We start from the raw sequence: 12,510 nt of genomic DNA on the forward strand, positions 1-12,510 counted from the left end.
AATTTTCCCTAGGCGTGGACCTGTAATAAGATCTCTTCCAGACGGCCCGGTTCGAGAAGAGTTTGGCTTTTGAGGACATCCGTGACCCGTCCTGCATCCAGGACATAGGCGTCTTCGGATATCGCGAGGATTTTCTCCGGGTTTTGCTCAACCACCCACGCAATACCCGTGCCATCCTGGGCGAGTTCTTCGACCCAGCCAACAATGCGATCCACGAATATAGGAGCCAAACCTGCCGTAGGTTCATCCAGCAAAAGAATGTCTGGCCCGGCAACAAGGGCAGTTGCAATCGCAAGAGTTTGACGCTCACCACCGGATAACGTCGACGCCAGTTGATTGGAGCGTTCCTGCAAAATAGGGAACCTCTTCAGGACTTCTGTGATCCTTTCGCCGGCGCCTTCAAACGCTGCAGCAGAGGCTTGCAGGTTATCGCGTACCGACAACTCAGCAAACACATTGGCATCCTGAGGCACCAGGCCGACACCGGCCATACAAACGTGCAGTGGGCTGATACCATTGAGGTGCTGACCGTTATGGACAATTTCGCCTTCCATCACCGGCAGATGCCCTGCGATGGTCTTCATCAACGTGCTTTTGCCCGCTCCGTTTGCACCCAGGACAGTGGTAATCTTGCCCGCAGGCACCTTGAGATCGATACCATGCAGTATCTGAACCTTTCCGTAGCCGGATTTCAGACCTTTGACTTCAAGCTGCATGTTCGTCTCCCAAATAGGCCGCGACCACTTTGGGATCGGTCTTGATTTCCTGCGGTGTACCACTGGACAGAAGTTCACCCTGCTGCAGCACAATGACCTGGTCTGCGATGCTGAACAAAAAATGCAGATTGTGCTCGACGACGATCAAAGTGCGCCCTTCTTTGTGCAGGTCAACCAGAATCCTGCTCAGCTTGCCTTGAAGGCTCGGGTCAACCCCGGCTGTGGGTTCGTCGAGCAATAGGATCTTTGGGTCGCGGATCAGTTGGCGTGCAACCTCAAGCATCCGCAACTCTCCGCCGGACAAATTGGATACGGTTTCAGCCACGCGATCTTCAAGCCCGACTCTGGCCAGCGCGGCCTTGGCCTTTTCGACCAATGCCGGCTCGCTGCTTCGCCAACCGCCAAACAGCACGGAACGCAGGTCTTCGCCGGATGATCTTGCGCCTACCAAAACGTTGTCGAGTACGCTCAACGACATGAACGCACGTGGCGTTTGAAACGTGCGGCCGAGGCCCAGTGACGCGATGTCAGATGAACGCACATTCGCTAGATCCGTTCCGGCAAGCGTCACTCGACCCGCGGTTGGCTCCAGAACGCCTGAAATCAGGTTGAACGTCGTCGACTTCCCTGCCCCGTTCGGACCGATCAAGCCTACAAAGGAGCCTTCCTTGACCGAAAAACTCAGTCCGCTGTCACCACCAACCGCCTTGAGGCCGCCAAACTGTTTCCGCAGGTTCTCAACAACAAGCAGATCAGAACTCATGCTTCAGCTCCTTTCTTGGCAAATCGGGTGAAGGGTTGCCAGCGCAAGATCATGACAAAGATTACACCGGTCATCATATGCTCGACCGAAGCTGCGATCTCGGCGGCGCGCACGGTTTCGAAATGCAGCGAGCGCACGACCTCTTCAAACGTGACCAAAGCAAGCGTGCCCAAGATGACACCTTTGATCGTATGCTCTCCGCCAAGAACCAGCGCGATCCAGACAAAGAACGTTACTTCGGCGGTAAACAAGTCCGGGCTGACCAGTGTCGTGATCATCGCGTAAAGCGCTCCGGCAAAACCAATCGGAATGGCCGAGATTACAAAAACTTCGAAACGCAGGCGGTGCACATCCTTGCCAACCGCCTCGGCGGCCACCTCGTCATCACGCACGGCGTCAACAGCCCGTCCATACGGTGATGCCAGAATTCGACGGCACAACAGGGATGTCAGTATCAACAGCAGCACAGCCAACAACATGAAGGCGTAGTTTTCAGACAAACCAATAACCGAGAAATCAGGCCGGTCGACGTTCGAAAGCCCAACGCTGCCGTTACCGATACGTCGTTCGTTCAGCAGGAAAGAATGCAGCACTTCGGCGAAGGCAAAGGTCGTCAATGCCAGATATTCGCCCCTGAGACGCAGCGTTGGCCAGCCCGTGACAATGGCAAACAGCAGCGAGGCCACTCCGGCTGCGATAAAACCGATCCACCAAGGTGCACTAAGGCCAAAGAGATACTGGTCAAGGCCTTTGGGTGGTTCCTGGGTAAAAATGGCGTAAGCATATGCGCCCGCTGCAAAATAGGCGACGGTCCCAAAATTGATCATACCGCCACGCGCATATTGCAGGTTAAGGCAAACGGTCATGACCGAATAGAGACACCCATATGTCAGGACGGTCAGAAGGAGTTGTTCGTAATTCATGACTTACTCCTTCCGGAAAGGCCTTCCGGGCGCACCAGAAGAACAACAATCACCACGGCAAAAGCGATAAGGGGTCGGTATCCGGCCGGTATGAAATAGACGGACATATCCATCGCCACGCCTACGATCAGGCCTGACAGAAGCACACTGTATAGCGACCCCAGCCCTGCAAGAATGGCGACAGCTAGGATCTGCAGGATTTGGTGAAACGCTATGTCCGTGGACAGTGTTGCAATCATCGCCAGCATAACGCCTGCCAGTCCAGCCAAACCTGATGCGACCAGCCACGTCGCACGCGAGGTCTTTTGCACATCAATGCCTCGTGACGCGGCCAGCGCGGGGTTATCCGCCATCGCGCGGATTGCGAGCCCGGTTTTTGTCTTGTTCAGGAAAAGAGCCAGGGAAATCCCGGTCAAGGCGGCCAGACCAACAACAATCATCTGGTAGTCGGTTATCCTGACGCCGAGGAATTTGTATGTCGTGGCCAGTGGGATATCGAGTGACCGGATTCCGGTACCCACTATTGCGTCAATGGCCCCGCCGATGACGTAAGCAACACCAACAGAGCTGATAAGCAAGACAGCGGGTCCAAGATTTCTGATGGGATCATAAACAAGGCGGCCTATGAACAACCCAAGGAACGCGGTTGTAACGATGGCAACAATCGCGGCGGGCAAAAAGGGCCACCCGGCCTGAGTATTGAGGCCCCATGCAATGAAGGCCGAAACACCCAGCATCTCGGCATGCGCGATATTCAGAAACCCCTCAACACGCCGTGTCAGCGAGAAGCCTATGGTTGCGAGGATCAAGAAACACCCTGTTACGACCCCCGTTACTAAATACTGAGCGATGAGTGTCATTGACCCCGCTCTCCATCGCTCGCTGCGAAGCGTTCGGCGCTCCGACGTTGCTTGCTATTGTTCACAGGCGAGTTCCTCCCATTCTTTTTAGGGAGTATGCTACGTTTTTTTTCAAACGTAAACGCTTTTCTGAAACCTCGTCGTAGAGCCTGTTATGCTTTGAATTAATTCAGTTAATCTCAACTGACTCCAAGCGGTGCGCGACTGGCGTCATTGTTGGCTTCGACCAGTTTCTTCAAGATTCGCTCCAATTCCGCGAGCTCTTCTTCGGTAAGCGGTGCGACCAGCTTGGCCTGTGCCCGAGCCATTTTGGGGCGGACTTTGTCGACGAATTCAGCGCCTTTTGGCGTGATGCAAATCACACGGGCACGCCTATCAATTTCTGAACGGTTCCTCTGCAGGAGACCTCGCCGTTCAAGTCGTTTGATTACGTCGGCACCACTGACTCTATCAACTCCGACCGAGGTCGAGAGGGTAAGTTGGTCCATTTCAACACCGCTGGCCAAAACTGAAAGCATGCCAAACTGTACGGGCGTTACATCGTCGTCCTTGCATTCTTCCGCGAACAGTCCCAGATGAATTTGATGCAGCCTGCGGATCAGGTATCCCGGACGGTTCCAAAGCTCACGAAACTTGCGGTTCTTAAGCGATTTGTTTTTCGTTTCTCGCAAAGCGATGTCTTTGTCTTCTTTCATTTCATTCCCGCTCTTTGGCCGTGTCAAATGGACGTGTGCTATATTCGATGTGCATCTAAGCCTTGTCTAGACGCTTGCAAAACGTAGTATACTGCGTAAAGTATATTACGCGTCTCTGAAGTTTATGTCAAAACAGACGAGCAGAGCCCACCGGGATGGAGAGGTGAAGTGAGAACTGGAATTGGAGCGCGCGTAACCAGAAAGGAAGACGCGAGACTACTCAGCGGCCAAGCTAAGTTTGTCGGGGATCTCAAATTCCCAAGGCTTCTCGAAGCCGCATATGTCCGCAGCCCCTTGGCCCACGGTCGTCTAAAGTCCGTTACGGTTCCGGAAGAACACAAGAATAGAGTTTTCACGGCATCGGATCTTACCGATGTGCTGCCTATCAGTCCGGAATCAACTCTGCCGGGCTACAAACCCTCAGAACAATACCCGCTCGCAAAGGACAAAGTGCGTTTCGTAGGTGAATGCATCGCAATCTGCGTCGCCCCGACACGCGCCGAAGCAGAGGATATCGCGGAGCAAGTGGTTGTTGACATCGATCCCCTGCCCCCGTTGGTAAACGCGGCAGATGCAAAATCGCATGATGCGCCCCGGTTGCACGAAGACTGGGACGATAACCTTTTTCTAACCACGGCCTTTGACGGAGATCTGGAGTTCGCGGAACAAAACGCGACTGTCGTCATTGAACGGGAATACAACACTGCGCGCCAGTGCATGAACCCGATGGAAGGCAAAGGGACGCTCAGCCATTGGGATGAAAAGGCCGGCCAGCTGGTCGTTTACACGTCCACTCAGGTTCCACATCTGATCCGAACGGGTATCGCCCAATATCTACAAATGGATCAGGGGCAAGTACGTGTCATCGCACCGGACGTTGGCGGCGGGTTTGGATACAAATGCGTGCTCCAACCGGAAGAGCTCTCGGTTTCGTGGGTGGCGCGCAAGCTCAAACGACCGGTACGCTGGGTGGAAGATCGGCGAGAACATCTGGTCGCGGGTGCAAATACGCGTCAGCATCACTACAAGCTGAAGGCATACGCCGATGATCGCGGCAAGTTGCTGGGTATTGATGCAGAGATTACGGTTGATATCGGTGCGTATTCCGTCTGGCCCTTTACGGCATGTCTGGAAGCTTCACAGGCCGGGGGCAACCTGCCGGGCCCGTACGCCTTGGACGGATACCGATGCAAAACCTACTCGGTCGCGACCAATAAACCGGGGTTTACTCCGTATCGGGGGGTGGCGCGTCCGGGGGTCTGTTTCGCCATGGAACTGACCATTGATGCGATTGCCCGCGCGGTTGGGCGTGAGCCCGCCGAAGTGAGGCGCGAAAACCTCGTGCCCGGTTCTGCCATGCCCTACACCAATGTTACCGGCAAATTCTATGACAGCGGGGACTATCAGCACAGCGTGTCCGAGGCGATAAAAGCAATCGGACTCGAAGCATTCCGTAAGCGGCAAAATGAGGCACGCGCTCAGGGTCGGTTTCTCGGGCTGGGCTTTGGAACTTTCACTGAACAATCAGCCCATGGTACAAAAGTCTTTGCCTCTTGGGGGCTGCCACTCGTCCCCGGATATGAGCAAGCCATGGTGAAACTCACCCCGTCCGGATCGGTCGAGGTCCGCTCGGGCAACCATAGTTTTGGGCAGGGATTGGAAACTGCCATTGGCCAAGTCGCGAGCGAATGGCTCACTGTGGACATCAGCAAGATCAACGTCCTGATGGGTGATACAGGCATGACCCCCTACTCTACCGGCGCCTATGCCTCGCGCGGGATGGTCATGGCCGGAGGCGCGGTCTCGAAGGCGGCCGAAGAGTTGGCAGCGCGGATCAAGATCCATGCCTCCCATTTGTTGCAATGTGACGCCGAAGACATTGCCTTGAAGGACGGAAAAGCCTGGAGCGGTGCGGCCAGCGTCGATTTCGCAGATATAGCCCGTGCCTGGTATCTGCGTCCGGATCAACTGGACGAAGATGTGGATACGGCCGGTCTGGAAGTCACACAAGGATACAAGCCTGACATCGACACGGGCGTGTTCACCTATGCCACCCATGCGGCCATCGTCGAGGTCGATCCGGACACCGGTCGGGTTTCCTTTGAAGACTATTACGTCTTCGAAGATTGCGGTCGACGCGTTAATCCAATGATTCTTGAAGGGCAAACGTATGGCGGGGCCGCGCAGGGTATCGGTACCGCATTGTTCGAAGAAGTGCTGTATGATCCAAGCGGCCAACCGCTCACGTCTACTCTGGCCGATTACATCCTGCCCGGCCCAGCCGAACTGCCGCATTTTCGCCTGGAACACAGCGAAACACCCTCACCCTATACGCGCCATGGGATTAAGGGTGTCGGAGAAGGAGCCGCAATTGCCCCCGGCGGTGCAGTTTTGAATGCGATCAATGATGCACTCCAACCGCTTGGCGTCGAGATCAATGAACTCCCTGCCACACCTCACAAAATTCTGTCTGCGATCATGGACGCTGACCGTCCTGAGGAGGCTGCCGAATGAAGCCTGTCGGATTTCAGCTTGAGCAACCAGAAACGCTTGCCGAGGCGACGCAGATGCTCCGTGATACGAACGCAGACACAAAAATAATGTCGGGCGGACAATCGCTTGGACCGATGTTGAACCTCCGGCTTGCGAGGCCCGGGAAAATTGTCAGCATTGCTGGCTTGTCCGAATTGCGCGAGGTTAACGAGGGCGCGGACTTTATCGAATTCGGAGCTGCTCTGCGCCACGCAGAATTCGAAGACGGATCCTTGCCGGAACCTATTGGCGGTATGATGCGTTATGTCGCCGGAGGCATAGCCTACCGCGCTGTGCGGAACCGTGGCACGATTGGCGGAAGCCTTTGCCATGCTGATCCTGCAGCCGATTGGATCACAGCGTTGACTGCACTAGGCGCATCCGTCCGCATCGTGTCCGCACAAGGCGATACGCGCGATGTCGACATGACCCGTTTTATGCACGGCGCTTATCGGACAGAGTTAAACGGCGATGAAATCCTCAAATCAGTCATTCTGCCGCGTTACAGTTCGTCCGCTGTTTGGGGCTACTATAAAACATGCCGAAAAGTAGGTGAGTTCGCAGATGCCATAGCAGCCTGGGTCGCTGATCCGGAGAAACGATATTCTCGCGTGGTATTTGGTTCGACAGCAGGGGCTCCGATTGTGTCGGTTCTTCTCGGTCGGCAACTCGCGGTGGCCGGTGAAGTTCCCAGTAAAGAGATCATCAAAGCTGAACTTGAGCAGCGCGCACCCGATCTCAATCGGGTTAAGCAACACCTTCTCTCCGTGGCTCTTCAACGGTGTACCAGACAGGCACTCAATCATGACTGAGACGATTAACATAACCGTCAATGGCGAGGAATTTACTGCTACCGTTCCACCCCGCACCCAACTTGCCGAGGTTCTGCGCGACCACCTTCATCTGACAGGTACGCATCTAGGGTGTGAACAAGGAGTATGCGGAGCGTGCACCGTCATGATGAACGGGCGCCCAGTGCGTTCATGCATCACGTTCGCCGGAAGCTGTGATGGGGCCACCATCCAAACGATCGAAGGCGGTGACGATGCCCTTGGGCAAATGCTGACCGAGGCATTTTCTCGCCATCACGCCTTGCAGTGTGGGTTCTGTACACCGGGCATGCTGGCAACCTCTCGTGATATTCTGACCCGCTTTCCGAATCCTGATGAAGATTTGGTTCGGCACGAACTTAGCGGCAATATCTGTAGATGTACCGGGTATCAGGGCATCGTAGCCGCCATATTGGATGTCGGGTCACAAATTGAAGCGCCCGCGCAAGCTCGAAACGATGCCGTTCTGCGTGCCACTTTCACACCATTTGAGCCGGACGAAAGTTCTGCCACCACGTCAGTCCCTTCGGCTGTTGGATCTGTCACGCAGGACAAGGGCTGGACCGTCATCACCCGCAGCTTTGACCTGAATCACCCTGTCGGTTTGGTTTGGGACTTGTTTTCCGATGTATCACGGGTTGCTTCCTGCGTCCCAGGCGCTTCTGTTTCGGACGTGACCGAAGACGCGTTCTCCGGAACGGTTGAAGTGTCCTTTGGCCCGATCAAGGCTCGATTTGGCGGCAAAGGTACATATGCAAACAACTCCCAATCTCGTAACGGGTATCTGTCGGGCAGCGGTGCAGACAAGAACGGGCAATCCAACGTGAGGGGCGAGCTTCATTATGGTATTGTTGAAAAAGCTGAAAACGCCTCGAGCGTAGATGTGGAGTTCCGTTTCAGTATTCAGGGCGCGTTTGCACAATTCAATCGACCTGAGTTGGTGACTGGTTTCGTGGATTTTCTGCTTCAAAGGTTCGTCGCAAACTGCAATTCGGTGCTATCGGGCGGCACCGCCACATCGGAACACAAGATTGGTGCATTTTCCCTTGCCTATGCCGTGATCAAATCGTGGTTCAAACGCGGTAAATCATAAACTCACAGTGCTTTTCCCCCACATAAAAAAGGCCCGCTGTTTGGCGGGCCTTTAGGTGTTGTCTGGTTGAATATGATCAGCCGAGTTTTTCGGTCAGCTCCGGCACGGCCTGGAACAGGTCGGCGACCAGTCCGAAGTCCGCGACCTGGAAGATCGGGGCTTCTTCGTCCTTGTTGATCGCCACGATGACCTTCGAGTCCTTCATGCCGGCAAGGTGCTGGATCGCGCCGGAAATGCCGACAGCGACATAGAGATCGGGGGCCACGACCTTGCCGGTCTGACCCACCTGCCAATCGTTCGGCGCATAGCCCGAGTCCACCGCCGCGCGGGAGGCGCCCACGGCTGCACCCAGCTTGTCCGCGAGGGTCTCGATCATTTTGAAGTCTTCTTCCGAGCCCACGCCACGACCACCCGAGACAACAACGCCGGCCGAGGTCAGTTCCGGACGGTCGCTTTCGGCGACCTTGTCCTCGACCCATTGCGACAGGCCGGGGTTGTCGCCGACCGGGATGGTTTCGACCGGGGCCGAGCCACCTTCGCCCGCGGCGTCAAAGCTTGCGGTCCGCAGGGTGACAACCTTCTTGGCGTCATTCGACTTAACCGTCTGGATCGCGTTGCCCGCGTAGATCGGACGCTCGAAAGTCGAGCCATCGACCACGCCCGAGGCGTCCGAGATCACCATCACGTCGAGCAATGCAGCCACGCGCGGCATGACGTTCTTGGCGTCGGTGGTGGCGGGGGCAACGATGTGCTCGTACCCATCGGCCAGACCCACGATCAGCGCTGCGGTTGATTCCGCGAGGCGATGACCCAGCGAGGCATCCTCGGCCACCAGAACCTTGGACACGCCGTCGATCCTGGCAGCGGCTTCGCCGGCAGCAGCCGCAGACCCGCCTGCAGCCAGAACGGTAATGTCACCCAGTGCCTTGGCCGCGTTCACGGCCTTGGCGGTGGCGTCAAAGCTGAGTTCGCCGTTGTTGACTTCGGCAAGCAGAAGTACAGCCATTACACAGCCCCCGCTTCTTTGAGTTTCTGGACCAGCTCGTCGACCGAGCCCACGACGATACCCGCGGCACGGGCCGGCGGCTCGTCGGTTTTGACAACCTCCAGACGCGGGGTGACATCGACGCCGTAATCAGCGGCGGTTTTCTCATCCAGCGGCTTTTTCTTCGCCTTCATGATGTTGGGCAGCGACGCATAGCGCGGCTCGTTCAGGCGCAGGTCGACGGTGATGATGGTCGGCATCTTGACGCTGATGGTCTGCAGGCCGCCATCCACCTCGCGGGTGACCTTGGCGGTGTCGCCTTCGATGTCCAGTTCGGACGCGAAGGTGCCCTGGGACCAGCCCAGCAGGGCCGACAGCATCTGGCCCGTGGCGTTCATGTCGTTGTCGATCGCCTGCTTGCCCGCCAGAACGATGCCGGGCTGCTCTTCCTCGACCACTTTGGCCAGGATCTTGGCAACCGCCAGGGGCTCGATGTCCTGGTGCACATCGTCGGCTGCCACAACCAGAATGGCGCGGTCCGCACCCATGGCCAGCGCGGTCCGCAGCGTTTCCTGCGCCTGCTTGACACCGATCGACACGGCGACAACTTCGTCAGCCTTGCCGGCTTCTTTCAGGCGGATCGCCTCTTCGACCGCAATTTCGTCGAAAGGGTTCATCGACATCTTCACATTGGCGAGATCAACACCGCTGCCGTCCGCTTTCACGCGAACCTTAACATTGTAGTCAATCACGCGCTTGACAGGCACGAGTACCTTCATGGGTGTTATACTCCTTTATCTTGTGGGAATTGGGGGGCCATCGCGGTAGTCGTAGAACCCGCGTCCGGATTTTCTTCCGATCCATCCCGCTTCGACATATTTCACCAGCAATGGGCATGGTCGGTATTTTGTGTCCGCAAAGCCTTCATGAAGGACGTTCATGATCGCAAGACAGGTATCCAATCCTATGAAGTCTCCAAGTTCCAACGGCCCCATAGGATGATTGGCTCCGAGCTTCATGGAGTTATCAATGCTAACAACGGAACCAACGCCCTCATACAAGGCATAAACCGCTTCGTTGATCATTGGGATCAGAACCCGGTTAACGATGAAAGCCGGATAGTCTTCGGAAACGGCCGTCTTCTTGCCTGTGCCTTCAACGAGGACCTTTAACGTATTGAATGTTTCCTTGCTCGTCGCAATCCCTCGAATGAGCTCAACAAGCCGCATCTTAGCCACCGGATTCATGAAATGAACGCCCATGAACCGGTCAGGGCGCGGCGTAATGGCAGCTAGGCGCGTAATGGAAATCGAAGAAGTATTGCTTGCCAAATAGGTGTCTGACGGGACGACCTGGCTGAGTTCTTCGAATATGTCTTGCTTGATATTCTCAGACTCGGTCGCTGCCTCAATCACAAACTGGCAATTGCCCAAGGCGGAAAGGGACGTCGTTCCGGTGAGGTTTTGGAGAGAGGCCGAAACATCCGAAGAGGCGACAATTCCTTTAAGGACCTCTCTTTCCAGGCGGGTTTCGATACCCTCCATACCATGAGCCAGATTGGTGGCAGATAGATCGCTGAGGACAACTTGGTATCCATGGGACAGGAAAAGTTGAGCGATCCCAGCACCCATTTGACCCGCGCCAACAACCCCTATCCTACCTATACTTTCCACGGAATTCTGGGCGCATCAATGATCTAGTCGACGAACGCGCGCTCAACGACATATTCACCGGGTCGGCTATTGGCACCCTCGGTAAATCCCTGCCCTTCAAGGATTTCCTTGAGGTCCATGTTCAAACCCATTGAACCGCAGATCATGATCCGATCAACGGCAGGGTCAAGGTCTGGAACACCCAGATCCGCAAACAACTTGCCGGACTTCATGAGGTCTGTAATTCGGCCCATTCTGGGAGACTCTTCGCGGGTCGTTGTCGCATATCGAACAAATTTCTCCTGCGCTTCTTCACCGACAAGAGGGTCATCCATCAGCCTGCGTTCAAGGTCCGCGCCGTATTCCAGCTCACTGTTCAAACGACAGGTTTGAGTCAGTATGACTTGCTCGTATTTCTCGTATGTCTCCGGCTCGCGCATCAGGCTGGCAAAAGGTGCCACGCCTGTTCCGGTCGACAGCATCCAAAGGCGCTGGCCAGGCAGCAAGGCGTCAAGAACCAAAGTCCCGGTTGGTTTGGTTTTCACAATGACCTGATCGCCCGGCCGAATTTTTTGAAGCTTCGAGGTCAGCGGGCCGTCCTGAACCTTAATCGAGTAAAACTCCAGTTCTTCGTCCCAAAAGGGCGACGCAATGGAATAGGCGCGCAGGATCGGCTTCTGTTTGCCCGTCTCCGGGTTTGGATCGTCCATCAGGCCGATCATCACAAACTCACCCGAGCGGAAGCGGAAGCTGGCCGGGCGCGAAACCCGGAAAGAAAATAGGCGGTCGTCCCAGTGCTTTACACTCAATACGGTTTGGCCATCAGGCAAGTTGGCCGCCGTTGATGCGAGGGCAGTTGCGGTCATCTGTTTCTCCTATTGGATTGAGCAGCCTAGTTGGGCTGTTTACCTGATTGAAGACGCAGGCCGTCATGCTCGGTTCCGTCCCTTTCAATAGACGGCCTGGGTTCCAGGTGGATGGTCTGTTGTCCTTCGCTTTCCGCAACGGCCAATTGAGTTCCATCTACCTCATAGGTTTCACTGCCATCGAATTCAGGCTTCACCCCGGGGTCGTAGATCGGCTTTGTCGCCGCCGGAGGGACGGGTTCTTCTCCGGTAATCAACAACGCCGCTTTGTTCGGTTTTCCATTCCATTCGTCAGCATCAACAGGAACATCTCCGATTTCAGTGATATTGGGCCAGATCTCGGCGTACTTCGTGTTAATAGACAGCCATTCATCGTGACCGCTTTCAGTATCTGGTTTGATTGCATCGGCGGGACATTCCGGTTCACACACCCCACAATCGATGCATTCTTCAGGATGTATAACCAGAAAATTCTCCCCTTCGTAAAAGCAATCGACAGGGCAGACTGCGACGCAGTCCTGATACTTACAGTTGATGCAGTTTTCTGTGACGATGTAAGTCATGATTCTTTCCTTTTAGGAAGTATACTACGTAA

12 protein-coding genes and 1 pseudogene are annotated in these 12,510 nt (G+C 55.5%); 3 read left to right on the forward strand and 10 right to left on the reverse strand.

The features are described from left to right. Positions 1-8 precede the first annotated feature (8 nt). The 5 genes from ACR3E0_RS16620 to ACR3E0_RS16640 all read right to left on the reverse strand — a co-directional run bounded on the left by ACR3E0_RS16620 (position 9) and on the right by ACR3E0_RS16640 (position 3,957). Positions 9-716 carry an ABC transporter ATP-binding protein gene (locus ACR3E0_RS16620; RefSeq protein ID WP_480479959.1) on the reverse strand — a complete coding sequence of 236 codons (708 nt, stop codon included), beginning with the start codon at positions 714-716 and terminating at the stop codon, positions 9-11. Further along, positions 706-1,479, reverse strand: a complete 774-nt coding sequence (locus tag ACR3E0_RS16625) for an ABC transporter ATP-binding protein (protein ID WP_480479960.1) — start codon at positions 1,477-1,479, stop codon at positions 706-708. The genes ACR3E0_RS16620 and ACR3E0_RS16625 overlap by 11 nt, the downstream gene beginning before the upstream one ends. Beyond that, the gene (locus ACR3E0_RS16630) at positions 1,476-2,402 is read right to left on the reverse strand and encodes a branched-chain amino acid ABC transporter permease (protein ID WP_480479961.1); all 927 of its coding nucleotides are present in this window, start codon (positions 2,400-2,402) and stop codon (positions 1,476-1,478) included. Before ACR3E0_RS16630 ends, ACR3E0_RS16625 begins: the two co-directional genes overlap by 4 nt. Then, positions 2,399-3,262, reverse strand: a complete 864-nt coding sequence (locus ACR3E0_RS16635; RefSeq protein WP_480479962.1) for a branched-chain amino acid ABC transporter permease — start codon at positions 3,260-3,262, stop codon at positions 2,399-2,401. Before ACR3E0_RS16635 ends, ACR3E0_RS16630 begins: the two co-directional genes overlap by 4 nt. Before the next feature lie 179 nt (positions 3,263-3,441). Beyond that, a complete protein-coding gene (locus ACR3E0_RS16640; protein ID WP_480479963.1) occupies positions 3,442-3,957 on the reverse strand; it encodes a MarR family winged helix-turn-helix transcriptional regulator in 516 nt (171 codons plus the stop codon). A 168-nt stretch (positions 3,958-4,125) separates the two neighbouring features. Here ACR3E0_RS16640 and ACR3E0_RS16645 point away from each other — a divergent pair, with 168 nt between their 5' ends. Genes ACR3E0_RS16645 through ACR3E0_RS16655 form a run of 3 tightly spaced genes read left to right on the forward strand, consistent with a single transcriptional unit; the run spans position 4,126 to position 8,412 of the window. Beyond that, the gene (locus tag ACR3E0_RS16645) at positions 4,126-6,471 is read left to right on the forward strand and encodes a xanthine dehydrogenase family protein molybdopterin-binding subunit (RefSeq protein WP_480479964.1); all 2,346 of its coding nucleotides are present in this window, start codon (positions 4,126-4,128) and stop codon (positions 6,469-6,471) included. Further along, on the forward strand, positions 6,468-7,301 hold the full coding sequence (locus tag ACR3E0_RS16650; protein WP_480479965.1) for an FAD binding domain-containing protein: 834 nt from the start codon (positions 6,468-6,470) through the stop codon (positions 7,299-7,301). Before ACR3E0_RS16645 ends, ACR3E0_RS16650 begins: the two co-directional genes overlap by 4 nt. Next, a complete protein-coding gene (locus tag ACR3E0_RS16655) occupies positions 7,294-8,412 on the forward strand; it encodes a 2Fe-2S iron-sulfur cluster-binding protein (protein WP_480481071.1) in 1,119 nt (372 codons plus the stop codon). The genes ACR3E0_RS16650 and ACR3E0_RS16655 overlap by 8 nt, the downstream gene beginning before the upstream one ends. Positions 8,413-8,488: 76 nt before the next feature. Here the strand turns inward: ACR3E0_RS16655 and ACR3E0_RS16660 are convergent, their stop codons facing one another. The 5 genes and pseudogenes from ACR3E0_RS16660 to fdxA form a co-directional block, all read right to left on the reverse strand. Next, positions 8,489-9,418, reverse strand: coding sequence for an electron transfer flavoprotein subunit alpha/FixB family protein (locus ACR3E0_RS16660; RefSeq protein WP_480477032.1), 930 nt, complete (start codon positions 9,416-9,418; stop codon positions 8,489-8,491). After that, positions 9,418-10,176, reverse strand: coding sequence for an electron transfer flavoprotein subunit beta/FixA family protein (locus ACR3E0_RS16665; protein ID WP_480479966.1), 759 nt, complete (start codon positions 10,174-10,176; stop codon positions 9,418-9,420). The genes ACR3E0_RS16660 and ACR3E0_RS16665 overlap by 1 nt, the downstream gene beginning before the upstream one ends. Before the next feature lie 15 nt (positions 10,177-10,191). Next, positions 10,192-11,070 (reverse strand): 3-hydroxybutyryl-CoA dehydrogenase, encoded by an 879-nt coding sequence (locus ACR3E0_RS16670; protein WP_480479967.1) that lies wholly within the window; start codon positions 11,068-11,070, stop codon positions 10,192-10,194. Positions 11,071-11,093: 23 nt separating this feature from the next. Next, positions 11,094-11,915: a ferredoxin--NADP reductase gene (locus ACR3E0_RS16675; RefSeq protein ID WP_480479968.1), complete on the reverse strand. Its 822-nt coding sequence runs from the start codon at positions 11,913-11,915 to the stop codon at positions 11,094-11,096. 260 nt (positions 11,916-12,175) lie between these two features. Then, positions 12,176-12,478: pseudogene (fdxA, locus tag ACR3E0_RS16680) on the reverse strand (ferredoxin FdxA); the annotation flags it as partial. Between the last annotated feature and the right edge of the window lie 32 nt (positions 12,479-12,510).

This window comes from Ruegeria sp. AJ12 (assembly GCF_056536245.1).